At 70.3% G+C, this 23,755-nt stretch carries 20 protein-coding genes; 8 read left to right on the top strand and 12 right to left on the bottom strand.

All coding sequences use genetic code 11. The features are described 5' to 3' along the window. Window positions 1–5: 5 nt before the first annotated feature. The 4 genes from NQV15_RS16910 to NQV15_RS16895 are packed head-to-tail and all read right to left on the bottom strand — an operon-like array spanning window position 6 to window position 3,082. Entirely contained in the window at window positions 6–431 is a 426-nt protein-coding gene (locus tag NQV15_RS16910; RefSeq protein WP_232403598.1) for a hypothetical protein, read from the bottom strand. Beyond that, window positions 428–1,879, bottom strand: a complete 1,452-nt coding sequence (locus tag NQV15_RS16905; RefSeq protein ID WP_232403596.1) for a GPI inositol-deacylase — start codon at window positions 1,877–1,879, stop codon at window positions 428–430. The genes NQV15_RS16910 and NQV15_RS16905 overlap by 4 nt, the downstream gene beginning before the upstream one ends. After that, window positions 1,872–2,648, bottom strand: coding sequence for a hypothetical protein (locus tag NQV15_RS16900; protein ID WP_232403593.1), 777 nt, complete (start codon window positions 2,646–2,648; stop codon window positions 1,872–1,874). Before NQV15_RS16900 ends, NQV15_RS16905 begins: the two co-directional genes overlap by 8 nt. Then, on the bottom strand, window positions 2,645–3,082 hold the full coding sequence (locus tag NQV15_RS16895) for a hypothetical protein (RefSeq protein ID WP_232403592.1): 438 nt from the start codon (window positions 3,080–3,082) through the stop codon (window positions 2,645–2,647). The genes NQV15_RS16900 and NQV15_RS16895 overlap by 4 nt, the downstream gene beginning before the upstream one ends. Before the next feature lie 196 nt (window positions 3,083–3,278). Here NQV15_RS16895 and NQV15_RS16890 point away from each other — a divergent pair, with 196 nt between their 5' ends. Together NQV15_RS16890 and NQV15_RS16885 are read left to right on the top strand one after the other, a co-directional pair. Further along, the gene (locus tag NQV15_RS16890) at window positions 3,279–6,659 is read left to right on the top strand and encodes a pyruvate carboxylase (RefSeq protein ID WP_232403591.1); all 3,381 of its coding nucleotides are present in this window, start codon (window positions 3,279–3,281) and stop codon (window positions 6,657–6,659) included. Between the two features lie 135 nt (window positions 6,660–6,794). Next, entirely contained in the window at window positions 6,795–7,880 is a 1,086-nt protein-coding gene (locus NQV15_RS16885; RefSeq protein ID WP_232403590.1) for a fatty acid desaturase family protein, read from the top strand. A 15-nt stretch (window positions 7,881–7,895) separates the two neighbouring features. On the opposite strand, the gene NQV15_RS16880 is transcribed toward NQV15_RS16885, so the two are convergent. From NQV15_RS16880 to NQV15_RS16860, 5 genes are read right to left on the bottom strand one after another with little or no spacing between them, the layout of a single operon-like run. Further along, on the bottom strand, window positions 7,896–8,273 hold the full coding sequence (locus tag NQV15_RS16880; RefSeq protein ID WP_232403589.1) for a nuclear transport factor 2 family protein: 378 nt from the start codon (window positions 8,271–8,273) through the stop codon (window positions 7,896–7,898). Window positions 8,274–8,304: 31 nt separating this feature from the next. Further along, window positions 8,305–9,165 carry an acyl-CoA thioesterase gene (locus NQV15_RS16875; RefSeq protein ID WP_232403588.1) on the bottom strand — a complete coding sequence of 287 codons (861 nt, stop codon included), beginning with the start codon at window positions 9,163–9,165 and terminating at the stop codon, window positions 8,305–8,307. Further along, window positions 9,162–9,998, bottom strand: coding sequence for a DUF1295 domain-containing protein (locus NQV15_RS16870; RefSeq protein ID WP_232403587.1), 837 nt, complete (start codon window positions 9,996–9,998; stop codon window positions 9,162–9,164). The genes NQV15_RS16875 and NQV15_RS16870 overlap by 4 nt, the downstream gene beginning before the upstream one ends. 27 nt (window positions 9,999–10,025) lie before the next feature. Further along, complete coding sequence (locus NQV15_RS16865) at window positions 10,026–10,919, bottom strand: SDR family NAD(P)-dependent oxidoreductase (RefSeq protein ID WP_232403586.1); 894 nt, start codon at window positions 10,917–10,919, stop codon at window positions 10,026–10,028. Beyond that, the gene (locus NQV15_RS16860) at window positions 10,916–12,127 is read right to left on the bottom strand and encodes an acetyl-CoA C-acyltransferase (protein ID WP_232403585.1); all 1,212 of its coding nucleotides are present in this window, start codon (window positions 12,125–12,127) and stop codon (window positions 10,916–10,918) included. Before NQV15_RS16860 ends, NQV15_RS16865 begins: the two co-directional genes overlap by 4 nt. Window positions 12,128–12,264: 137 nt before the next feature. Between NQV15_RS16860 and NQV15_RS16855 the strand changes: the two genes are divergently transcribed. From NQV15_RS16855 to NQV15_RS16835, 5 genes are read left to right on the top strand one after another with little or no spacing between them, the layout of a single operon-like run. Continuing rightward, window positions 12,265–13,500, top strand: a complete 1,236-nt coding sequence (locus NQV15_RS16855; RefSeq protein WP_232403583.1) for an acetyl-CoA acetyltransferase — start codon at window positions 12,265–12,267, stop codon at window positions 13,498–13,500. A 32-nt stretch (window positions 13,501–13,532) separates the two neighbouring features. Beyond that, complete coding sequence (locus NQV15_RS16850) at window positions 13,533–15,050, top strand: carotenoid oxygenase family protein (protein WP_232403581.1); 1,518 nt, start codon at window positions 13,533–13,535, stop codon at window positions 15,048–15,050. Beyond that, window positions 14,981–16,045, top strand: coding sequence for a winged helix-turn-helix transcriptional regulator (locus NQV15_RS16845; protein WP_232403579.1), 1,065 nt, complete (start codon window positions 14,981–14,983; stop codon window positions 16,043–16,045). Before NQV15_RS16850 ends, NQV15_RS16845 begins: the two co-directional genes overlap by 70 nt. Beyond that, entirely contained in the window at window positions 16,042–17,616 is a 1,575-nt protein-coding gene (locus tag NQV15_RS16840) for a long-chain-fatty-acid--CoA ligase (RefSeq protein WP_232403577.1), read from the top strand. Before NQV15_RS16845 ends, NQV15_RS16840 begins: the two co-directional genes overlap by 4 nt. Further along, entirely contained in the window at window positions 17,613–18,323 is a 711-nt protein-coding gene (locus tag NQV15_RS16835) for a VOC family protein (protein WP_232403576.1), read from the top strand. The genes NQV15_RS16840 and NQV15_RS16835 overlap by 4 nt, the downstream gene beginning before the upstream one ends. Window positions 18,324–18,362: 39 nt before the next feature. On the opposite strand, the gene NQV15_RS16830 is transcribed toward NQV15_RS16835, so the two are convergent. The 3 genes from NQV15_RS16830 to NQV15_RS16820 are packed head-to-tail and all read right to left on the bottom strand — an operon-like array spanning window position 18,363 to window position 21,768. Further along, complete coding sequence (locus NQV15_RS16830; protein WP_232403575.1) at window positions 18,363–19,955, bottom strand: long-chain-fatty-acid--CoA ligase; 1,593 nt, start codon at window positions 19,953–19,955, stop codon at window positions 18,363–18,365. Beyond that, the gene (locus NQV15_RS16825) at window positions 19,952–21,001 is read right to left on the bottom strand and encodes an NAD(P)H-dependent amine dehydrogenase family protein (protein WP_232403574.1); all 1,050 of its coding nucleotides are present in this window, start codon (window positions 20,999–21,001) and stop codon (window positions 19,952–19,954) included. The genes NQV15_RS16830 and NQV15_RS16825 overlap by 4 nt, the downstream gene beginning before the upstream one ends. Beyond that, on the bottom strand, window positions 20,998–21,768 hold the full coding sequence (locus tag NQV15_RS16820; protein ID WP_232403573.1) for an SDR family oxidoreductase: 771 nt from the start codon (window positions 21,766–21,768) through the stop codon (window positions 20,998–21,000). Before NQV15_RS16820 ends, NQV15_RS16825 begins: the two co-directional genes overlap by 4 nt. A gap of 245 nt (window positions 21,769–22,013) precedes the next feature. On the opposite strand from NQV15_RS16820, the gene NQV15_RS16815 reads away from it, so the two are divergent. Further along, window positions 22,014–23,750 (top strand): class I adenylate-forming enzyme family protein, encoded by a 1,737-nt coding sequence (locus tag NQV15_RS16815; protein ID WP_232403572.1) that lies wholly within the window; start codon window positions 22,014–22,016, stop codon window positions 23,748–23,750. Window positions 23,751–23,755: the final 5 nt, after the last annotated feature.

Below are 23,755 nucleotides of genomic sequence, written 5' to 3'. Positions count from 1 at the left end.
CCGACTCATCCGTCCCCCGGTGGGGTGCCGTCACCGGGCTGCGGCCCGTACCGTTTCTCCAGATTCGCTGGGATGCCAGAGCGCCCGTCGAGCAGGTCGAAGCTGATCGACGTCCGGTCCTGCACACCGCGGACGCTGATCGCGACATCGGGCCGCCCTTGGCGCAGCACTGCGTAGGTCGCGTCGAGCACCGCCTGGGGGTCCGCTCCCGACTCGATCGTGATCTCGCCGCGGTACTTGGACTCCGGCCACGTGTCGTCGTACCGGATGTCGACCGCCTCCACGCCTGGCAGCTGGGCGATGCGGGCGTACAGCTCGTCGTCAGGGACCGGCCGGTAGCTCGGCGCGGAGCCGTCGGAGTCCGAGCCGCCCGACGAGCAGGCCGCGAGCAGCAACACCCCGAGAAGGAGCAGGGGCAGGCGCAGTGTCATCGCTTCTCCGGGGAGATCTGGTAGCGGGTGCCGCTCGCATCGCCGTTGAAGAACTGCTCCTGATCGCGACGCCAGTCCTCGATGCCGGGGTCGTCGGACGCATCGACGTCGGCCCCGCTGTCGGCGTAGTTGGGCAGCGAGTGTGCGGGTCCGGGGCCACGCTGACCCTTTGCCGTGCCCTCGGCGTCGCTGAGCTCGCGGGTGACGGTCGTCCAGTTCGGCCGGTCGGGGTTGTCGGTTCCGTCGAGCTTGGGCACGACGTCCTGGAGGTGCTCCAGCGAGAGCACCGAGATGTCGTCGGGGATGTCGAAGCGCCCGATGGGCGAACCGCCGGTCACGACGCTCTTGATGTCGAACTCGTCGAGCAGATCAGGATCGGTGGCCATCGACGCGGCGGTGATACCGCCTTGGCTGTGGCCGGTCAGCATGACGTCCTGGCCGGGGCCGATGCCGGCCGCGCGCATGGCGTCGGCGACCTGCTGCTCGATGACGGTCTGGTCGGGCATGGCCATCATGTTGACGTTCGAGGTCAGGTCGACCGGGTTGTCGCCCCGCTTCGGGTCCCAGACCTGGGTGCCGGGGATCTGCACGATCCACGACGGGTCCCCGTCGCCGTGGTCGACGCGGATGACCTGCACCTGACCGGGCGTGTCGCCGATCCGGTCCTGCTGCTCGAAGATCGTGCGCAGGGCGTTGTCGCCATCGATGTCGATGTCGATCTCGGAGTCCTTCACCGGGTCGACGCGGAAGTCGCCGGTGTCCTCCAGCAGTCCGCCCTTGCCCGCCAGGGCGAGCAGGCCGGCGATCGCGCTGGAGTAGTCGCCGCTCGGCCAGTTGCCATCCGTCATGGCCATGAGAGCCAGCGGGCCCCCCGGTATGAGGCTCGCGAGCGAGAAGGCGCCGCCCTGGATCATGCCCGGCGCCATGCGCGTCAGTGCCTCGAGCATCCACGGATTGTCGTACAGGGTGGTCTGCAGGTCGGACAGCAGTGCGTCCTTGTTGCGCAGCAGAAGGGCGGCCAGCAGCGGGTTGGAGGCGAGCACCCCGAGACCGGCGACTGCTGCCGCGGGCGCCAGGAGTCCCGCGGTCCATCCGCTGACGTTCCAGACGAGCTCCTGGGCTCCGGCCAGCAGCTCGTCGGTCTCTCGCATCGTGGTGACGCTCAGGCGCAGGAAACGGGCGGTGACCTCCAGCTCACCGCTGGTCCACAGCGCCCCGTCGGGGCCGGTGGCCACTGCGTCGATGGCGGCCTCGACGCCGGCGACCTCACCGGGGCACAGCACCGCTGCCTGCAGGATGTCACCGTCGACCATCAGCTTGAGCAGGTCGCCGCTCTTGGCGCGCAGGTCGTCCCCGGCGTCGTCGAGCACCGACGCGTAGCTCAGCATGTCCTCGTACGAGGCCGTCACGCCGCCGGCGCCGCCGCGGATCTGCAGATCGTCACCCACGGCGGCTCACCGCCTCGGAGTCGCCGAGCGCGGTGGTCATGAGTCGCACGAACGTGTCGGCCACCTCGTTGCGGCTCTGCGCGGTGTGGGTGACCTGGGTGCCGCGGATCGTGAGCAGCACCCAGCCGACATCGCACAGCAGCCACTGCTGGACGACGGTCGTGGCCGAGCCCCGTACCCGGATCGTCGCGGTGGCGCTGGCGGTCGTTCCGCGCGCCAACGAGACCAGCACGTCCGGTGGGGACTCGAATCCGGCCTGCTCGGCGACCAGTTGCGCCACCTGCTGGTCGCCGGTGCGGATGGCCTCGTGCAGCGTGAGGGACAGCTCGTGAGGCATCGTCGCCGGCGAGGGGTCGGCGTGCCGGCTCAGGCCTGCGGCCGGGAACAGCCGCATGATCTCCGCGACGACGTTGGCCGCCTGGTTGGTGCTGACCTCCACGCCCGGCACCACGACCGGGCCGGCACCGTCTGCGCCAGCCACGAGTGCGCGCACCGCGAGGCCGGTCGCCACCGCATCGCAGCCGATCTGGGCGATGACCCCGCGATCGCCCTCGCCCGTGACGAGCTCGACGTGGACGGGTGCACCACCCAGGGCCAGCGCGGCAGCGGCGGCGAGCGGCTCGTCGGGTCGCTCGTCGGGCGATGCCGGTTCGAGCGGGGCCAGGGCACCGCTGACCTCTGCCGACGAGGCGGCGACGACCGAGGCCCACGCCGGTTCGGTGAGCTGGGCGCGCAGACCGTCGGGCGCCACCTCGAGCTGAATGGTCACAACAGGCCTCCGGTGAGCTTGCCGGCGAGCTTCTTGCCGCCGTCGAGCAGATCCTTGCCGGCCTCGACGGCATCGTCCGCCAGGCCTTGCGCGCCGGCGAGCAGGTCATCGGCGCCCTCGGCGACGGCGCGCTGGGCGTCCTCGAGCGTCTTGCCGGCCTTCTCGAGCAGATCGGCGAGCGCCTTCTGCCTGTCCTCCAGCGTGTCGGCGAGATCGTCGACCTTGCGCGCCGCATCGCGGATCGCGTCGGCGACGGCCTCCGCATCGCGTCGTCGGTCGTCCAGCTTGTCGCGGTAGGCGTCGGCCGCGACGCTCTTCCACTCCACGCCCAGCGCCTTGGCGGCGGCTGCGGCGTCGGCGTCGACGTCGTCGGCCCACCCCCGCATGCGCCGCGCCGTGTCGCGCAGGTCTTGTGGATCGCCCCCGATTGCCATGCCCAGCACCGTAGAGGGATTTTCGCGGTGGCGCGAGTGCACCACGCCCTGCGGCCGCGGCGGCTGCACCTGGCGCGATCACCGCGGGGATCGGCCCCGCGACGGGGAGTCCGTCCACCGGAACGACGTGGTCGTGGGGCGCGTCGGCAACCCACTACGCTGGCGCGGACAGCCCCTCTGAGCAAGGACGATTGCGTTGTTCCAGAAGATCCTCGTGGCCAACCGTGGTGAGATCGCCATCCGCGCCATCCGTGCAGCGCACGAGCTAGGCGTCCGGACGGTGGCGGTGTTCCCGTACGAGGACCGCGGCTCAGAGCACCGGGTGCGCGCCGACGAGGCCTACGAGATCGGCGAGCGCGGCCACCCGGTCCGCGCCTACCTGGATCCGGAGGCGATCGTCGCCGCGGCCGTCAAGGCCGGCGCCGACGCGATCTACCCCGGCTACGGCTTCTTGTCGGAGAACCCTGACCTGGCCGAGGCATGCCGGAACGCCGGGATCACCTTCATCGGACCGGCCAAGGAGGTCCTCGAGCTGACCGGCAACAAGGCATCGGCGATTGCCGCGGCCAAGGCCGCCGGGGTGCCGACGCTGAAGTCCGTCGAGCCGTCCGCCGATGTGGACGAGCTCGTCGCTGCCTCGGACGTCCTGACATATCCGCTGTTCGTGAAGGCCGTGGCCGGCGGCGGCGGGCGCGGCATGCGCAAGGTCGATGACCCCGCCAAGCTGCGTGAGTCGATCGAGGCCGCGATGCGCGAGGCCGACGGCGCCTTCGGTGACCCGACGTGCTTCATCGAGGAAGCGGTCATCGACGCCCGCCACATCGAGGTCCAGATCCTGGCCGACCAGCAGGGCCACGTCGTCCACCTGTACGAGCGGGACTGCTCGGTGCAGCGCCGCCACCAAAAGGTCGTCGAGATCGCTCCCGCACCGCACCTGCCGCGCGAGACCCGCGAGGCGATGTGCGCCGATGCGGTGCGGTTCGCCGAATCGATCGGCTACTCGTGCGCCGGAACGGTCGAGTTCCTGCTCGGTGCCGACGGCCGCTACGTGTTCATCGAGATGAACCCGCGCATCCAGGTCGAGCACACTGTGACCGAGGAGGTCACTGGCGTCGACCTGGTGCAGTCGCAGATCCGCATCGCGGCCGGCGAGACGCTGGCCGATCTGGACCTCGACGTCCAGGACGACATCCGGACGCGGGGCTTCGCGCTGCAGTGCCGCATCACCACCGAGGACCCCGCCAACGGGTTCCGCCCCGACACCGGAACGATCACCTCGTACCGCTCCCCGGGCGGTCCGGGCGTCCGCCTGGACGGCGGCACGGCGTTCACCGGCGCCACGGTCAGCGCCCACTTCGACTCCATGTTGTCCAAGCTGACCTGCCGTGGCCGTGACTTCGAGGCGGCCGTGACCCGGGCCGAGCGCGCCTTGAGCGAGTTCCACATCGGCGGCATCTCGACCAACATCGGCTTCCTCAAGGGCCTGCTGGCCAATCCGGACTTCCGGGCCGGTCACGTCACGACCTCGTTCATCGAGCAGCACCCCGAGCTGCTTGACGCGCTGGGGGCGTCCGACCCGGCCGGCAAGATCTTGTCGTGGCTCGCCGACGTCACGGTCAACAAGCCGCACGGCTCCTCGCCCACCAGCACCGATCCGGTCACGAAGCTGCCGCTCCTGGACCTGGACGCGCCGGCGCCGGACGGATCCCGTCAGCTGCTGGCCCAGCTGGGGCCCGAGGGCTTCGCGGCGGCGCTGCGCCAGCGCGACACCGTCGGTGTCACGGACACGACCTTCCGCGACGCCCACCAGTCGCTGCTCGCGACCCGCGTCCGCACCCGCGACCTGGTGCAGGTCGCGCCGTACGTCGCCCGGATGACGCCGCAGCTGCTGAGCATCGAGGCCTGGGGCGGCGCGACGTACGACGTCGCGCTGCGGTTCCTCAAGGAGGACCCGTGGGACCGGCTGGCCGCGATGCGCGAGGCCGCCCCCAACATCTGCCTGCAGATGCTGCTGCGCGGACGCAACACGGTCGGCTACACGCCGTACCCGACCGAGGTGACCGACGCATTCGTCGCCGAGGCGGCCGCGACCGGCATCGACATCTTCCGCATCTTCGACGCGCTCAACGACGTCGACCAGATGCGTCCGGCGATCGATGCGGTCCGGGCGACCGGAACGGCCGTCGCCGAGGTCGCGCTGTGCTACACCGGTGACCTGTCCGATCCGGACGAGAAGCTGTACACGCTGGACTACTACCTGCGGCTGGCCGAGCGCATCGTCGACGCCGGTGCCCACGTCCTGGCGATCAAGGACATGGCCGGGCTGCTGCGCGCACCCGCCGCGCGGACGCTGGTGGGCGCGCTGCGCGAGCGGTTCGACCTGCCGGTGCACCTGCACACCCACGACACCCCCGGCGGTCAGCTCGCGACGCTGACCGCGGCGATCGAGGCGGGCGTCGACGCGGTCGACGCGGCGTCAGCCGCCCTGGCCGGCACGACGTCCCAGCCGCCGATGTCGGCGCTGGTCGCCGCGACGAACCACTCGGAGCGGACGACCGGCCTGGACATCGACGCGGTCAACGCGCTGGAGCCGTACTGGGAGGCCACCCGCCGCCTGTACGCGCCGTTCGAGTCCGGGCTCCCGGCACCGACCGGCCGGGTGTACCGCCACGAGATCCCCGGCGGCCAGCTGTCGAACCTGCGCCAGCAGGCCGTCGCGCTCGGCTTGGGAGAGAAGTTCGAGCAGATCGAGGACATGTACGCCGCGGCCAACGACATCCTCGGCAACGTCGTGAAGGTGACGCCGTCGTCCAAGGTCGTCGGCGACCTGGCGCTGCACCTGGTGGCCGTCGGCGCCGATCCGGTCGCCTTCGCCGACGACCCGGCCTCGTTCGACATCCCCGACTCGGTCATCGGCTTCCTGTCCGGCGAGCTGGGCGATCCGCCCGGTGGCTGGCCCGAGCCGTTCCGCACCAAGGCGCTGCAGGGCCGCACCAGTGCGCCGAAGGTCACCGAGCTGACCGACGACGACCGGGCCGGCCTGGCCGAGAATCGCCGGCACACGTTGAACCGGCTGCTCTTCCCCGGACCGACCGATGACTTCGACAAGGCCCGCGCGGAGTTCGGCGACCTGACCGCGGTGCCCACCGAGGCCTTCCTCTACGGCATGAAGGCCGGCGAGGAGACCGAGGTCGAGGTCGCCGAGGGACAGCTGCTGCTGTTCGGCATCGAGGCGGTCGGCGACGCCGACGAGCGTGGCATCCGCAACGTCGTCGGCACGATCAACGGTCAGATCAGGCCCACCGAGGTCCGCGACCGGTCGGTCGACTCCAAGGTCACCTCTGCGGAGAAGGCCGACTCCGGCAACCCGCAGCATGTCGCGGTGCCGTTCGCCGGCGTCGTCCACGCGCTGGTGTCCAAGGGCGACACGGTGGAGCCCGGGCAGGCCGTCGCCACGATCGAGGCCATGAAGATGGAGGCGTCGATCACCGCGGCCACCGGCGGCACCGTCGCGCGGGTGGTCATCGGCGACACCCGCCAGGCCGAGGGCGGCGATCTGCTGCTCGTCCTGGAGTAGCCGGCGAGCCATCGCTCCCGCCGGTTCTCCGGCGGTTGGGGCGCGGTGGAGCCGTGTCGGTGCCACACTCTGAGGACAACGTCCCGCCGCGGCCAGCCAGGCGCGTCGGACCGCCAGCCCCCAGGAGGGCCGCCGATGAGGACAGATGCGAGCGCCACCCGTTCGGCCCGCACGAGGCCGGGCGAGTACACGAGCCAGTTCACCGACCTGATGCGGACGGTCAAGGACGAGGGACTCCTCGAGCGCAGGCACGTCTACTACTGGGTGCAGATCGGCGCGCACGTCGCGGCGTTCTTCGCGATCTGGGCGGCCTTCTTCTGGCTCGGCAACTCCTGGTGGCAGCTCGCGCTGGCCGCCGCCCTCGGCGTCATCGTGACGCAGTTCGGCTTCCTCGGCCACGACGCCGCCCACCGGCAGATGTTCGCCTCGCCGGCCTGGAACTCGTGGACGGCCCGCATCCTCGCGGGTGCCTTCGCCGGCCTGAGCTTCGCGTGGTGGCGGGCCAAGCACAACATGCACCACCGGGGACCGAACCTCGAGGGCTACGACCCCGACATCGGTCCGGGCGCGATCGCGTTCACCCCCGGCATCGTCGCCCAGCGCACGACCGGCTTCGCGGGCTGGTTCGTGAAGCGTCAGGGCTGGCTGTTCTTCCCGCTGCTGACCCTCGAGGGCCTGAACCTGCACGCCGAGAGCATCCGCGCCGCCCGCGACAAGACATCCGTCCAGCCGTGGCGCCGGGTCGAGCTGTTCCTCGTGGTCACACGGCTGGCGGTCTATGTCGCGATCCTGCTGGCGTTCCTGCCGCTGGGCAAGGCCGTCGCCTTCTTCGCCGTCCAGATGGCCGTGTTCGGGTTCTGCCTCGGCGCGTCGTTCGCGCCGGCCCACAAGGGCATGCCGATCATCCCGCCGGACATGAAGCTGGACTTCCTGCGCCGCCAGGTCATGGTCTCGCGCAACGTGCGCGGCAACCCGTTGGTCGACTGGGCGATGGGTGGGCTCAACTATCAGATCGAGCACCACCTGTTCCCGAGCATGCCGCGCTGCAACCTGCGCAAGGCCCAGCCCTTCGTCAGGGCGCACTGCGAGGCCAACGGGATCGACTACCTGGAGGTCGGGCTCTTCCGCTCCTACGCGATCGTGATCGACTACCTCAACAATGTCGGCATCCGCGCCCGCGACCCCTTCGACTGCCCGTTGGCCGCGCAGCTGCGCGGCTGACACCGACCAGCCGGGTCAGGGTGCGACCTTGGCTCCCTCGGCGCTGTCGATGTACTCGTCGAGCCGGGAGATCCGACCGTCGGTGACCGTGATGACGACGCAGGCGTGCAGGGCGATCTGTTCGCCCGTCGAGCTGCGGGTGCCGCGCAGGACGTGCTGCTGGACCGCCCCGGTGTCGTACGCGGTCACTCGGCGATCGGTGTAGCGCAGGTCGTCGACCCAGGCGCCGATCCTGGTCAGCATGCGCGCGTTCTGCTCGACGGTCTGCTCGCGGTCGTCGTGGTTGTGCCAGATGACCGCGTCGGGGGTGTAGATGTCGGGCAGGTCCGAGGCGTCGCTGGCCTCGGCCGCGGCCATGATGCGATCGAGCAGGACGATGTGCGGGTGGGTCATGGTTCCTCCGTGGTGATGGGGTGGTGCGAGGTCAGGACCGGCGCTGGATCCAGGCTTCCTGGACGCAGTGGCCGATCGAGCTGCCGGCCCGGTCGAACACGCCGGCCTCGACCACCGCCCGGCCGGCCCGGCCCATGGGGGTGCTGTGCTCGAAGAGCATCCAGTCGTCGGCGCGTGGCGTGCCGCGGAACCACAATGCGTGGTCGAGCGAGACGGCCGTCCAGTCGCGGGCCAGTGAGCGCTCGTGGCCGGGGACGTGACCGTGCGGGGTGACGGCGGTCGACATCAGCATGAGGTCGCTCGCGTACGCGAGGGCGGCCCGCTGCAGCACGGGGTCGTCGCCGATGGGATCGACCGATCGCATCCAGACGCCGTTGACGGGGGACGCGGAGTGGGCGACCTCGCCGGGGACATCGGGCACGAGCCGTATCTCGACCGCCGCGAAGTCCTCCCAGAACTCCCCGAGACCGCCGTCGGCCGCGGCGACGTCGCGGATGTCGGGGCAGTCCTGCGGCCCCGGGACGGTGGGCGCGGGGCGCTGGTGGGAGATGCCGTCGGGCTCCACGGCGCACGAGACCGTCGAGCGGCACAGCAGCCGCTCGCCCTGCCAGGCGTCGACCTGGCGGGTCGAGATCGATCGCCCGTCGCGCAGCCGCTCCACCCGGAACGTCACGGGCACGCCGGACGCCCCGGCCCGCAGGAATGTCGTGTGGATCGAGTGCAGCGCCTTGGCGTCCTCGACGCTCGCCCCGGCGGCGACCAGTGTCTGCCCGACGAGCTGCCCGCCGAACAGCTGGGGCAGGCGCACGCCGTCGGTGCGCCCGACCCAGCAGTCGGTGCCGGTCCGCTCGAGCGTGAACAGCTCCGCGAGGCCGACGGTGCCCTGCGTCAAGACGTGCTCTTCGCCCGGCGCCCGGCGCTGCGGCGCGGGGGGAGGGGGAAGAAGCCGCTCGTGCTGGCAACGTACGCCTCGTACGCCTCGCCCTTGCTGCGACGCATGCCGCGCTCGAGCAGCGCCTTGCCGCTGAAGCTGACCAGCAGCTTGATCATCACGATCGGGGCCACCACGGTGACGACACCCCACGGCGCACCGAGCGCGAGCAGGAACAGCCCGACCCAGACGCAGGAGTCGCCGAAGTAGTTGGGGTGACGGGTCCAGGCCCACAGGCCCCGGTCCATGACCCGGCCACGGTTGGCGGGATCGGCCTTGAAGCGGGCGAGCTGCCAGTCGCCGACGGCCTCGAAGAACAGGCCCACGGCCCAGACGGCGATACCGATCGATCCGATGACGCCGAGCGAGCTGTCCTGGTACATCGCGAACTGGACGGGCAGCGAGATCAGGATCATGAGCAGGCCCTGCAGCCCGTAGATCTTGCGCACGAGGAAGGCCACGAGCGAGCCGGTCTGCTTGCGCATGAGGGCGGTGTAGCGCTTGTCCTCGCCGTGCCCCCGGTTGCGGTTGCCGATGTAGAGGCCCAGGCGCAGCCCCCACACGGCGGTCAGGACGAGGACCACCAGCCGGCGGGTGTCGTCACCGTCGCCCCCGGCGGACACGAGGTACGACACGACGGCCGCGACGACGAAGCCCGGCCCCCAGAAGATGTCGATGATCGACTGGTTCTTGATGCGGATCGCGACCGCCATGATGACACCGATGAAGACGATGATCGCGATCGTCACGGCGAGCAGGTTGAGGGCGAGGTCGCCCCAGGGCACATCGTTCATGAGCAAACTTTCCGGTGGTGGTCCAGGTCAGACGCGGTCGGCGGCGAAGGCCTGGAAGGCCTCCTGCGCATGCGCATAGGTGTGCTGATCGCCGGCGCGGCTCTGGGCGATCAGGGTGGCCAGCTCGGTTCCCGAGAGCTGCTCGGCGTCCCCGAAGGAGACCGTGCCGCCCTCGATCGCGTCGGCGACCCGCAGCCCGGTCCCGGCGGCGACGATGACCTGCCCGTTGATCGTGGAGGCGGGATCGGCGAGGGCGCCGACCACGGGGGCGACCAGCTCGGCGCGCATCGAGTCGGCGAGCCGCGGATCCATCCCGGCCTCGGTCATCTGGGTCGTCGCGTAGGGGAGCAGGATGTTGGTCAGGACGCCGCGGCGCGCCCCCTCGGCGGCGACGGTGCGACCCAGCGCGATCACGGCGCCCTTGCTCGCGGCGTACGCGGAGACGGTCGGCTCGCCGTGCAGGCCGGCGGTCGACGCGACCATGATGATCCGGCCGTGTCCGGCCTCGCGCATGACCCGCATCGCGGCCGAGGCGACGAGCGCCGTCCCGGTCACGTTGATGTTCATGACCTGGGCGAAGTTGTCCGCGGACGTGTTGTGGAACATCTGGGGAGAGCTCACGGCGGCGCTCGTGACGAGCACGTCGAGACGGCCCCAGGTGCTCATCGCGATGTCGACCAGGGCGTCGGCGGTCGCGGGATCGGCGACGTCGCCGTAGTCGGCCACGGCCTGACCGTCTGCCGCGATGATCTCGTCCACGACGTGATCGGCGGCGCCGCGGCCGTCCGCGTCCACGACCCGGTTGCGGTTGTTGACCACGACCGATGCCCCGAGCGCGGCCAGGTGGAGCGCGAAGGCCCGGCCGAGTCCCTTGCCGCCGCCGGTGACGACGGCGACCTGTCCTGCCAGCGTCCCGGTCACGCGGTCACGCGCTCGACGAGGACGGCCACACCGAGACCGGCGGCACCGCTCACGGCCGCGACGCCGTACCGGCCGCCGCGACGCTCGAGCTCCTCGACGCAGCTGCCGACGAGGATCGCCCCGGTCGCACCGAAGGCGTGGCCCATGGCCATCGTTCCGCCATGGGGGTTCATCCGGTCCGGTCCGGCGCCGAGATCGCGCCGGAAGCGCAGGCACAGCGCCGCGAATGCCTCGGCGAACTCGAACACGTCGATGTCGTCGGGGGTCAGCCCGGCGCGGGCGATGACCTGCTCGACGGCGCTCTGACCTGCCGTCAGCATCACGACCGGGTTCACCGCCGTCGAGGCCGATCCGATGATGCGGGCCCGGGGGGCGATCCCGGCACGCTCGGCGGATGCCGCGGTGCCGATGAGTAGGAGCGCGGATGCGTCCGCCATCGCGGGGGAGGTGCCGACGGTGTGCAGGTGCTCGATCGTGCTGACGCCGGAGTAGGCGCCCAGCGCGATCGCGTCCTGGCCGGACTCGCCCAGCTCGGCGAAGGCCGGCGGCAGCTGACCGAGGCTCTCCAGGGTGGTGCCCGGACGCACCAGCTCGTCGTGGTCGAGCCCCGGGCTGTCGCCCTTCGGCGGCACCGGCACCAGCGAACGGGCGAACACGCCCTCGGCCTGGGCCCTGGCGGCCTTGAGCTGGGTCTCGACACCGTACGTGTCGAGCTGCTCGCGGGTGAAGCCCTCGAGCGTCGCGTTGAGGTCGGCGGCGATGCCCATGTGCACCGAGCCGATCGCGCGGATGATCTTCGGATCGGTCCACAGCGGGCCCTGGTCGGCGAACATCGGGACGCGCGAGACGCTCTCCACGCCGCCGGCGACGGCCAGGTTCAGATCGCCACCGCGGACACGAGCGGCGGTCTGGCCCACGGCATCGACCCCCGAGGCGCAGAACCGGTTGATCGTGCCGCCGGGGACGCTGTCCCCCCAACCGGCCAGGAGTGCCGCGGTGCGGGCGATGTTGCCGCCCTGCTCGGCGACCTGGGAGGCAGATCCGACGGTCACGTCGTCGATCGTCTCGACGTCGAGCCCGTTGCGCTCGACCAGTGCCTTCTTCAGGTGCACGAGCAGGTCAAGGGCCGACCAGTCGTGGAGGCCTCCCTTGGGACTTGCCTTGCCACGAGGGGTCCGGACGTAGTCCAGGACGAACGCTTCAGTCATCGAATCCTCATTCAACTGGTGGAGATACTCTGTTAGTTGTAGTACGGTTGCCGCACATTGGCAACCCCCGATCCCGTCGCGGCCCACGCCCGGCGGCGCCTCACGAGTACGAGGCGCGGGAGGACAAGGAGAGCGTGATGAGCGAGAACATCTGGGTCCTCGGTGGCTACCAGAGCGACTTCGCCCGCAATCTGACCCGCGAGGGCAAGGACTTCGCCGATCTGACCTCCGAGGTCGTCGACAGCACGCTGGAGGCCGCCAAGATCGACGGGGCCGACATCGGCGTCGTCCACGTCGGCAACGCATTCGGCCAGCTGTTCACCGGCCAGGGCCAGCTCGGCGCGATGCCCGCCACCGTGCGTCCCGACCTGTGGGGCACGCCCTCCTCGCGGCACGAGGCGGCCTGCGCGTCCGGTGGTCTTGCGGTGCTCGCCGCGATGGCCGACCTCAAGGCGGGCAACTACGACAGCGCCCTCGTCGTGGGGGTCGAGCTGGAGAAGACCGTGAGCGGTGACGCCGCCGCGGGTCACCTCGGTGCAGCCGCCTGGGTGGGGCACGAGGGCCAGGACGCGACGTACATGTGGCCGCACATGTTCAGCGAGGTGGCAGAGGAGTACGACGCCCGCTACGGCCTCAACGACATCCACCTGCGCGCGATCGCCCAGATCAACTTCGCCAACGCCCGGCGCAATCCCCACGCGCAGACCCGTGGCTGGGACGTGCCGGACCTCGTCGCCGGCATGGGCCGTGACGACGCGACCAATCCGGTGATCGAGGGCCGGCTCCGGCGCTTCGACTGCAGCCAGGTGACCGACGGCGGCGCAGGTGTCGTCCTGGTGACCGACTCCTACCTGCGCCGCAATCCCGGCGCGAACGCGACCCCGATCGCCCAGGTCCTGGGCTGGGGGCACCGCACCGTGGGGCTCGGCCTGGCCCAGAAGCTCCAGCGGGACGCCGACAACCCGTACGTCCTGCCGCACCTGCGGGATGCCGTCAACGACGCCTTCGACCGGGCCGGCATCACGATCGACGCGCTCGACGGCCTCGAGACCCACGACTGCTTCACGCCGAGTGAGTACCTCGCGATCGACCACATCGGGCTCACCGGTCCGGGCGAGTCCTGGAAGGCGATCGAGAACGGCGAGATCGAGATGGGCGGCCGGCTGCCGATCAACCCCAGTGGCGGCCTCATCGGCGGCGGCCACCCGGTCGGCGCGAGCGGCGTCCGGATGCTGCTCGACGCCGCCAAGCAGGTCAGCGGCACCGCCGGCGACTACCAGGTCGACGGCGCCACGACCTTCGGCACCCTCAACTTCGGCGGCAGCACCGCCACGACGGTGAGTCTTGTCGTCGGCGCTGCTCCCGCCGCCTAGATCCCCCGAACCCCCTGCGAAGGAGTCCCACGATGGACGTTGAAGTCGTCGGTCGCATTCTGTCCACCCTCCCGGCGGATGACGACCACCCGTACCGCACCGGCCCGTGGCAGCCGCAGACCACCGAGTGGAACGCCGACGACCTCGAGGTCGTCGAGGGCGAGATCCCCACGGACCTCGACGGGGTCTACCTGCGCAACACCGAGAACCCGGTGCACCCGTCGCTGAAGAACTATCACCCGTTCGACGGCGACGGCATGATCCACGTCGTCGGCTTCCGCGACGGCAAGGCGTTCTACCGCAACCGCTTCATCCGCACCGACGGCTTCCTGGCCGAGCAGGAGGCCGGGCAGGCCCTGTGGGCCGGGCTCGCCGAGCGACCGTCCAGCGCGCTGCGCGAGGACGGCTGGGGTGCCCGCCGCCGCATGAAGGACGCCTCGAGCACCGATGTCGTGGTGCACCGCGGTGTGGCGCTCACCAGCTTCTACCAGTGCGGCGATCTGTACCGGCTCGACCCGATGTCGGCCGAGACGCTCGGCAAGGAGTCCTGGAACGGCAAGTTCCCGTTCGAGTGGGGCGTGTCGGCGCACCCGAAGGTCGACGACCGCACCGGCGAGATGCTGTTCTTCAACTACAGCAAGGAGGCGCCGTACATGCACTACGGCGTCGTCGACCAGAACAACGACCTGAGCCACTACGTCGACATCCCGCTGCCCGGCCCGCGCCTGCCGCACGACATGGCCTTCACGGAGAACTACGCGATCCTCAACGACTGCCCGCTGTACTGGGATCCCGAGGCGCTGAAGGCTGATGCGCACATCGCGCGCTTCCACCCCGAGACGCCGACCCGTTTCGCGGTCATCCCGCGCAAGGGCCAGACCTCGGACATCAAGTGGTTCGAGGCCGAGTCGACGTACGTGCTGCACTTCGTCAACGCGTACGAGGAGGGCGACGAGATCGTCCTGGACGGCTTCTTCCAGGGTGACCCCGAGCCCGCCGACAACGGCATGGGCAACCACTGGCAGCGCGCGTTCCGCTTCCTCGCGCTCGACCGCATGCAGTCGCGGCTGCACCGCTGGCGCCTCAACCTCGTGACCGGCCAGGTCAAGGAGGAGCAGCTCAGCGACTCGATCACCGAGTTCGGCATGATGAACGGCGCCTACGCCGGCGGAAAGTACCGCTACGCCTACGCCGCGACCGGTAAGCCCTCGTGGTTCCTGTTCGACGGACTGGTCAAGCACGATCTCCACGACGGCACCGAGGAGCGGATCTCCTTCGGCGACGGTGTGTACGGCAGCGAGACCGCGATGGCGCCGCGTGTCGGCAGCACGTCCGAGGACGACGGCTACCTGGTGACCCTCACGACCGACATGAACGCGGACGCGTCGTACGCCCTGGTGTTCGACGCGGCACGGATCACCGACGGGCCGGTCTGCAAGCTCAAGCTGCCGCAGCGCATCTCCAGCGGCACCCACTCGACGTGGGCGCCGGGCTCGGACCTGCGTCGCTGGCAGACGGCCGACACGGCAGCGGACGCGGTGGGGCTGTAGCCATCGACGTCGACGACGGCGCGACGCAGCTGGCGACGCAGCCGACCGAGCTCCTGCCGGACGCGACCAACGCGATCGGCAGGATGCTCGGCCTGCTCGGCGACGAGTGGACCCTGCTGATCATCCAGCAGGCCCTCCAGGGTGTGGGACGGTTCGGTCAGCTCACGAGGGCACTGCCGATCTCGAACTCGACGTTGACCAGTCGGCTCAACCTGCTGGTGCGGGAAGGGCTGCTGCGCCGGCACATCTACCAGACGAATCCGCTGCGAGCCGAGTACGTCGTCACCGACCGCAGCCGGGCGCTGTGGCCCTTCATGCTGGCGATCTGGGAGTGGGAACGCCGCTGGGTCGACCAGCGCGAGTCGCTGCCGACGATGCGGCACGAGGTGTGCGGGCGGGAGTTCTCGCCGCAGCTGACCTGCGGTGCGTGTGAGCAACCGGTCGAGGCCAAGGACGTCGTCGGCGACTGGGGCCCGAGCGGCTCATGGGAGCGATCCGTCCCCGAGTCCGTCACCCGCCGGCGCTCGGAGTCCGACACCTCGCACAGCCTGGCCGGGATGTTCCCCGAGACCATGATGGTGCTGGGCAACCGGTGGGCCTCGGCGCTGCTCGGTGCCGCGTTCCGTGGGGTGACCCGGTTCTCGGACTTCGAGACGAACCTGGGTGCCCCGCCCACGCTGGTCGCCGAGCGCCTGCGGGCCTTCGTCGGGATCGACGTGCTCGTCGCGACCCAGAATCCGCAACGGCCCGACTGGGCCGAGTACCACCTCACCGAGAAGGGGCGGGCGTTCTACCCCGTCATCGCGGCCGCCCTGCAGTGGGCCCAGGAGTGGTTCCGGGCGCCGGAGGGGCCTGCCATCGTGCAGCAGCACCGCGGCTGTGGCGAGGGATTTGTGGCGACCTTCCGCTGCGACCAGTGCGACGGGGTCCTCACGGGTCAAGACATCACGATCGTCGAACGCGGCGATCGGACGACAGAACAGGACAACCAATGACCACCACCGCTGTCGAACGGACGACGCTCGCGGACGTGATCCGCGCCAATAACCAGACCTGCCCCGACTCCCCGGCGATCGTCGGGGAGGGCCGCACCATCACGTACGGCGAGCTGTCCTCCCGCTCGGACGCGGTCGCCTCCGGTCTGGTCGCCCACGGTCTCGCAGCCGGTGATCGGGTGGCGTACCTCGCCCGCAACGCGACGGAGTACTGGGAGCTGTTCTTCGCCGCCTCGAAGGCCGGCGTGGTGATCGTCCCGCTGAACTTCCGGCTGTCCGGGCCGGAGATCGCCTGGATCCTCGACGACGCCGACCCCGCGGCGCTCCTCGTGGAGGATCACCTGACCGAGCTGGTCCCCGACGACTGGACGGGACTGCGCCTGACCTTCTCCCAGACCGGGGCACCGGCCGTCGCCGACGGCTGGCAGGCGTACGAGGAGTGGCTCGCGGCGCACCCGGCGGTCGACCCGCGCCGTGACACCGGCGGCGACACGCTGTGCTGCCTCATGTACTCCTCGGGCACGACCGGCCGCCCCAAGGGCGTCACCACGACCGTGAGCGGATTCCTCTGGGCGGTCGACGCCTTCAGTGCGATGTTCGACGTCTCGCCCGCGTCGGTCAGCCTCGTGCCCACGCCGTACTACCACATCGCCGCGGGCGGCTGGTCGCTCATCGCGCTCGCCGCTGGCGGCTCGATCGTCCAGTTCACCGAGGTCACCCCGCACAACATGCTGTCGTTGCTGGTCGGTCACCGGGCGACGCACGTCATCATGGTGCCGACCGTGATGCAGCTGTTCATCACGAGCCCCGAGGCGTCCGCGGCCGACTACTCGAGCGTCGAGCACGTCGTCTACGGCGGTTCCCCGATCTCCGAGACCGTGATGCTCGGAGCGCAGAAGGTCTTCGGCGCCCAGCTGTCCCAGAGCTACGGACTGACCGAGACCATCGGTGTGACGACGTTCCTGCGACCGGAGGACCACGTCGTCGGAGCCGACAGCAAGCTGCGCTCGGCGGGCCGGGCGGTGCCGGGCCTGGAGGTCGCGATCATGGACCCCGACACCGGTGCGCTCTGCGAGACGGGCGTCGTCGGCGAGGTCGTGACCCGTGGACCCGGCGTCACGACGGCCTACTGGCGCAATCCGCAGGCGACCGCCGAGGCGTTCTGGCCCGGCGGCTGGTTCCGGACCGGTGACGCGGGCCACCTCGACGCCGACGGCTACCTGTTCCTCAAGGACCGGATCAAGGATCTGCTGATGTCCGGCGGAGAGAACATCTACCCGGCCGAGGTCGAGAACGCGATCATGGCCCACCCCGCGGTCCAGGAGGTCGCGGTGATCGGTGTGCCGTCGCAGAAGTGGGGCGAGACGCCGCTGGCCGTGGTGGTGCCCCGCGCCGGCGAGACGATCGACCCGGCCGAGCTCATCTCCTTCACCCGCGAGCGGCTCGCGCACTACAAGTGCCCGACCGCCGTCGAGGTGGTCGACCAGCTTCCCCGGAACCCGTCCGGGAAAGTGCTCAAGCGCGAGCTCCGTGCCCCCTGGTGGGCCGGACACGAGAGGAACATCGGATGAGCTTCACCACGATCCGTCAGGTCATCATCGGCACCGGCGACATGGAGTCGGCCAGTGCCGAGCTCCGGTCGGCATTCGGCCTGGCCGCCGGCTTCGCCGATCCGCTCCTGGAGGACATCGGCATGGACGACCAGACGTTCCGGGTCGGGCCGCAGGCTCACCTCGAGCTGGTGGGGCCGTTGACCCCCGAGGCGCCGATCAACGGCTGGATCGCCAAGGCCGGCGGCGTCGGCGGCGGATACGGCCTCGCGATCCAGGTCGACGACCTGGGGCCGCTGCTGGCTGCCGCGGACGCCCTCGGCATCCGTCGGGCCCACGACCTGGAGGCCTACGGCCACCGCATCGTGCAGCTGCACCCCGGCGATCTGGGTCTGCTCGTCGAGCTGGACGAGATCGCCGACCCGGACGCGTGGTTCTGGGACGATGTCGACGCAGAGGTACCCGATGCCCCGGTCGTCGACGACGTGCTGGCCGTCGAGATCAGCTCACCGGACCCGCAGGCGCAGTCGGCGAAGTGGGCCACGTTGTTCGGCCTGGAGGTCAGCGTCGTCGACGACGTGCCGCAGCTGCAGCTCGGCTCGCGCACGGTGCGCTTCGTGCAGGGCGACGCCAAGATGATGACCGGCGTCGACCTGGCCGTGGTCGCGGGTCGTGAGCCTGCCGAGCGCACCGTGACGATCAGCGGGGTGACGTTCACCCTCGTCTGACCCGGACCCCCTCCCCGCGGCACCGGCGGCGGGGAGGGGTCAGCTCCCGTACGTCGAGCGCAGCTCGGTCTTGAGCAGCTTGCCGCTGGCGTTCAGGGGCAGCTCGTCGACGAATGCCACCGAGATCGGGCACTTGAAGTGGGCCATGTGCTCCCGCGACCACGCGATCAGCTCGGCCTCGGTCAGCGTCGCGCCGGGCACCCGCACGACCACCGCGATCGGCGACTCGCCCCAGGTCTGCGAGGGCACTCCCACGACGGCGGCCTGGGCCACGTCGGGGTGGCCGGTGAGGATGCTCTCGACCTCGGCGGGGTACACGTTCTCCCCGCCCGAGACGATCATGTCCTTGAGCCGGTCGTGCAGGTAGAGGTAGCCGTCCTCGTCGAACGAGCCGCCGTCACCCGAGCGGAGCCAGCCGTCCGGGGTGAGGGTCGCTGCGGTGGCCGCCGGATCGCGCCAGTAGCGCCGCATCACGTGTCCGCCGCCGATGAGCACCTCGCCGCGCTCGCCCGCCGGGAGGTCCTCGAGCGTCACCGGATCGACGATGCGCACGGGAACATTCGCCATGGGGCGGCCGACCGACCGCAGCCGGTGGCTCGTCGCGCCGGTGACGTCGTGGTCCTCGGGCATCAGGATCGTGACCCCGCCGGTCGACTCGGTCAGTCCGTAGCTCTGCAGGAACTTGCAGCCCAGTACCGAGGTGGCGTCCCGCAGCACGGACTCGGGCATCGGGGCCGCTCCGTAGATCATGTACCGCAGCCGGGACCAGTCGCCCTCGCGCACCTGCGGCAGCGCCATCAGGAACTGGATGACCGTCGGCACCGCGACCGCGTGGGTGACCTTTTCCTCCTGCAGGATGCGGCACAGGTCCGCGGGGGACGTCGGGTTGCGCAGCAGCAGCGCCGAGCCGTTCAGGGTGGCCACCAGCGCCAGCCCGAGGCCCGAGACGTGGAAGAACGGGATGGGTGCGAGCGCGACCGCCGTGGTGTCGAACTCCAGGAGGTAGTGCATCGCGGCGAGTGCCTGACCCAGGTTGGGGCCGGTCAGCTCGATGCCCTTGGGCCGGCCGGTCGTCCCCGAGCTGTAGAACATCAGCGCGGTCTCGTCGGCGCCACGGGCGTACCCCGGATCGTCCTCACGGACGCGGTCCAGCCAGGAGACCCAGCCGGTGGTGCCCGGGCCGTCCTCGACCGTGACGACCGACCGGACGCTGCCGACAGCTGCCGCGGCGGCGGCCAGCCGTTCCTGCCCCCGGCCGAGCACCACGACGGCCGGCTCGGTGTCGCCGAGGATGTGCTCGACCTCCGGCACCGCCAGGCGGAAGTTCAGTGCCGTCGGGATCGCGCCCATCTTGGAGGCCCCGTAGAGCACCGCGAGGAACGAGGCGGCGTTCTCGCCGACGTACGAGACCCGATCCCCGGGGACCACCCCGTCGCGGAGCAGCGCCTGCGCGACCCGGTTGGCCTGCCGGTCGAGCTCGGCGAACGTCGTCGTCCCCTCGGGCGCGATGACGGCGGGCAGCTCCGGCGTGGCCGCCGCGCGCTTGCGGACGATGTCCTCGAGCCGCTCGACGCGACTCCCATCGGGGTGCAGCGAGTAGTGCGGGTCCAGATAGCCCGGCGCAGCGCTCATCTGTCCATCCGGAAGGGTGCGAACACCGGCGGTTCGAAGATTCCGGCGGGGGCGTCGACGACCGCCTCGATCGCCCGCAGCGCCGGACCGGCGGTGACGAACTGGCCGGCGGTGGTCCGGCTGCCGGGCTCGTCCGGCTCCACCAGGTTGAGGGTCACGACCATCTCGGGCTTGCCCTTGAAGTGGATCGTCCAGTGGTCGCGGCCCGCGTACTCCTCGCGGTCGGGCTCCATCGTCCAGATGATCGCGAGGGTCAGGAACGGCTTGCCGTCCACGATCGCGTGCCAGCGCCACTCGGTGGAGCCCACCGTGCCGGCGGCGATGTGCCCCGCCGCGACCTCGAGATCCCTGCTGGCCGGGACGACGACGTGGTCGGGACGGATCTCGTCGTACGTGACGCCCATCTGCTCGCACATGAACGCGATGGTCTCGAGGTACAGGGCGGCGTACAGGGTCGGCAGGGGACCGCTGCCGTCGAGCTGGGCGGGGTCCGAGCCCATGCCCATGACGGTGAAGGCGAAGTCGGGGTCCGGCATCGAGCGGGCGTCGAGGACCTCGTCGATCGTGATGCTGTCGAGCGTCACGCTGGCACCGGTCAGGCCCAGTGCCAGCCGCTCGCCGATGATGCCAGGGCTCACGCCGACGCCGAACAGCGTGCTGTTGCCCTCCTCGCACGCGTCCAGGAACAGTCGCTCGCGCTGCGATCCGTGGGCCCGCGGGAAGTGCTGGCCGGCGGTGGTGATGACGTTGATGCCGGCGCGCAGCAGCGTGAGCAGGTCCTCGTCGTGCTTCTCGTACGGCACCTGCAGACGCGGTGCGTGCATGACGACCTGTGGCCGGGTCGCGATCAGCTCGTCGAGATCGCGGGTCGCAATGACCCCGGTGGTCTCGCGGCGGGCGATCTCGCCGGCGTCCTTGCCGACCTTGCGGTCGCCGTAGACGTACAGCCCGACCAGCTCGAGGTCGGAACGATCGATGATGCCGCGCAGGATCGTCTTGCCCACCGCGCCGGTGGCCCACTGGGCCACCCGGATCGGCGTGCTCATGCCGTGGTGCTCAGGTCGGAGACGAACAGCAGCTTGCCCAGCGCGCGTTCGTAGCGGACGGGGTCGAGGGCGAGCCGGGCCCGTGACTCGTACGCCATGCGGTCGGTGTCGCAGGTCCACTCGCCGCGGGACATGGCCTTCAGACCGGCCTTCGCGATGTCGCGAGGGTCCTCCTTGTTCCCGTCGACGTGGGCGGCCATGCGGGTGTCGACCGAGCCGACGATGAGCGAGGTGACCGTGATGCCGTCCGGCTCGAGCTCGGCGCGGGCGATGCCCCCGAGGTAGAGCGCGGCGGCCTTGGCGGGGGAGTAGCCGCCCATGAAGGCCGTCGGCGCGATGGCCGCGACGGACAGGACGTTGACGATCGACCCGCCACCGTTGGCGGCGATCACGGGTGCGAAGGCGCGCGTCGTCTCCAGCGGGCCGAAGAAGTTGACCTCCATCTCGCGGCGGGCCGCGTCGGGGTCGGAGGCCTTGACCAGCCGGTCGTTGGCGTGCAGGCCGGCGTTGTTGATCAGGACCGTCGCGTCGGCGCAGTGAGCAGCAGCAGCCCGGATGTCGTCCGTGCTGGTGACCTCGAGCCGGACGGGCTCGGCCTCTGTGGCGGCGAGCTCGGGGGTGATGTCTCCCAGGTCGCGCACGCCGGCGTAGACCTTGGCGGCACCCTTTGCGAGAGCCTCCTGGACGAAGGCCAGCCCGATGCCGCGATTGGCTCCCGTGATGACGATCGTGGCACCCTCGACGGGCGCTCCGCGCAGGCTGCTCATGCGCGCTCACCGGTCCGGCAGGAGATCCAGGGTGCGGGCTCCGAGGAGCCCGGAGCCCGGTTCCAGATCTGCGGTTGCAACGAAATCACGGCGTGGATCCAATCCGTCGAGGTGCGCGAGGAGTCGTTGACGACTCGCTCTGCTTACTGTAGTAATGTGTATCACATTGTTAATTGGAGTGTCACTCACAAAGGGCTGTTCGTCGCCTCGCCGTGGGGGTCATCCCATATGTGTCAGGAGCTGTCATGACGATGCCTCGGGGACTTCATCCCGCCGAGAAGGTCCAGGACTACGTGGGACGGGGCTGGTGGACCGGCGAGACCGTCGACCAGCTGTTCGATCACCAGGTGCGGACCCGTGCCGATGAGCTCGCGATCGTCGATCCGACGAACCGCGTCGCGCTGACCGGAGCCGGGCCGCGCCGACTGACCTGGGCCGAGCTCGACGCCGAGGTGACGTACCTGGCCGACCGGTTCCTCGCGCTCGGCCTCGGCCGGGGCGACATCGTGGGTCTGCAGATGCCCAACACGATCGAGCTCGCCGAGGTCTACCTGGCAGCGTGGAAGATCGGCGTGGTCATCTCGCCGCTGCCGATGCAGTACCGCGAGCACGAGGTCGTCGGCATGACGAACCAGGGCGAGTTCGCGGCCTTCGTGACCGTTGCCCAGTTCGGCGGGCGCTCGCCCCTGGAGGACATCCACTCTGCGCTCGACCGCATGCCCTCGCTGCGGACCGTCATCGCGTACGGTCCCGATGCCGAGATCGCCGGCGGTGTCCCCGACGGCGTCCTGCACATCGCACCGACGGCTGCGACGGCCGAGCAGCGGGACCGCGTCGCGGCCCAGGTCGCAGCGGACCCCAATGACGCGAACGACTGCCTCACGCTGTGCTGGACGTCCGGCACCGAGAGCGAGCCCAAGGGCGTCCCGCGCTGCCACCACGACTGGCTCGCGATCTGCTGGTCGACGGTCGAGGCGCCCCGCCTCACCCAGGACGATGTCCTGCTCAACCCGTTCCCGATGGTCAACATGGCCGGTATCAACGGCATGTTCCTGCCGTGGCTGCGCGTCGGCTGCGTACTGGTGCAGCACCACCCGTTCGATCTGATGACCTTCCTCGGCCAGATCTCGGCCGAGAAGGTGACCTACACCGTCGCGCCTCCCGCGCTGCTGTGGCAGCTGCTGCAGAACGAGGAGCTGCTCGCCAAGGTCGATCTGAGCAGCCTGACCCGCCTGGGCTCGGGCTCGGTCCCGCTGCAGCCCACGATGGTTCGCGGCTGGCAGGAGAAGTTCGGAATCGGGGTCATCAACTTCTTCGGCTCCAACGAGGGCATCAGCCTGCTCTCGAGCCTCGAGGACTTCCCCGACCCGATGGATCGCGCACAGTACTTCCCGCGCTACGGCACCGAGGGCGTCACCTACTCGGGGCGCATCGCGGAACAGACCAGCGTCCGGCTGGTCGATCTCGCCACCGGCGAGGACATCACCGAGCCGGGCCGCAGCGGCGAGCTGCGGATCAGCGGGCCCACGGTCTTCGCGGGCTACCTGCACGGCGACCGGCGACCGTCCCCGTTCGACGAGCAGGGCTACCTCAAGACCGGTGACCTGTTCGAGATCGCAGGGGACAAGGGACAGTTCCTGCACTATCTTGACCGGGCCAAGGACCTCATCATCCGTGGCGGCATGAACATCGCCCCCGTCGAGCTGGAGGCTCTCATCGCCGAGCACCCCGACGTCATCGACGTCGCCGTGATCGGTGACCCGGACGAAGTGCTCGGCGAGCGGATCGCGGCGATCGTCACCCTCAAGCCGGGCGCGACCATGGCGCTGGACGAGCTGGTCGCATTCCTGCGCTCGCGCAAGATCGCCTCGTTCAAGCTGCCCGAGCGCCTCCAGGTCGTCGGTGAGATGCCGCGCAACCCGGTCGGCAAGATCCTCAAGCGCGATCTGCGCATCACGTCCACGAAAGGTGTCAACGCGTGACCACC

It is taken from the genome of Aeromicrobium wangtongii (genome assembly GCF_024584515.1).
In the GTDB taxonomy this organism is placed as follows: Bacteria; Actinomycetota; Actinomycetes; order Propionibacteriales; family Nocardioidaceae; genus Aeromicrobium; species Aeromicrobium wangtongii.
This window is presented reverse-complemented; position numbering and strand designations above follow the sequence as displayed.

Bases quoted from the DNA above. Each gene is read 5' to 3' on its own strand.
- NQV15_RS16910 (WP_232403598.1), bottom strand. From the start codon at position 431: ATGACACTGCGCCTGCCCCTGCTCCTTCTCGGGGTGTTGCTGCTCGCG.
- NQV15_RS16870 (WP_232403587.1), bottom strand. From the start codon at position 9,998: ATGAACGATGTGCCCTGGGGCGACCTCGCCCTCAACCTGCTCGCCGTG.
- NQV15_RS16880 (WP_232403589.1), bottom strand. From the start codon at position 8,273: ATGACCCACCCGCACATCGTCCTGCTCGATCGCATCATGGCCGCGGCC.
- NQV15_RS16850 (WP_232403581.1), top strand. From the start codon at position 13,533: ATGGACGTTGAAGTCGTCGGTCGCATTCTGTCCACCCTCCCGGCGGAT.
- NQV15_RS16820 (WP_232403573.1), bottom strand. From the start codon at position 21,768: ATGAGCAGCCTGCGCGGAGCGCCCGTCGAGGGTGCCACGATCGTCATC.
- NQV15_RS16815 (WP_232403572.1), top strand. From the start codon at position 22,014: ATGACGATGCCTCGGGGACTTCATCCCGCCGAGAAGGTCCAGGACTAC.
- NQV15_RS16830 (WP_232403575.1), bottom strand. From the start codon at position 19,955: ATGAGCGCTGCGCCGGGCTATCTGGACCCGCACTACTCGCTGCACCCC.
- NQV15_RS16860 (WP_232403585.1), bottom strand. From the start codon at position 12,127: ATGACTGAAGCGTTCGTCCTGGACTACGTCCGGACCCCTCGTGGCAAG.
- NQV15_RS16885 (WP_232403590.1), top strand. From the start codon at position 6,795: ATGAGGACAGATGCGAGCGCCACCCGTTCGGCCCGCACGAGGCCGGGC.
- NQV15_RS16825 (WP_232403574.1), bottom strand. From the start codon at position 21,001: ATGAGCACGCCGATCCGGGTGGCCCAGTGGGCCACCGGCGCGGTGGGC.
- NQV15_RS16835 (WP_232403576.1), top strand. From the start codon at position 17,613: ATGAGCTTCACCACGATCCGTCAGGTCATCATCGGCACCGGCGACATG.
- NQV15_RS16895 (WP_232403592.1), bottom strand. From the start codon at position 3,082: ATGGCAATCGGGGGCGATCCACAAGACCTGCGCGACACGGCGCGGCGC.
- NQV15_RS16840 (WP_232403577.1), top strand. From the start codon at position 16,042: ATGACCACCACCGCTGTCGAACGGACGACGCTCGCGGACGTGATCCGC.
- NQV15_RS16855 (WP_232403583.1), top strand. From the start codon at position 12,265: ATGAGCGAGAACATCTGGGTCCTCGGTGGCTACCAGAGCGACTTCGCC.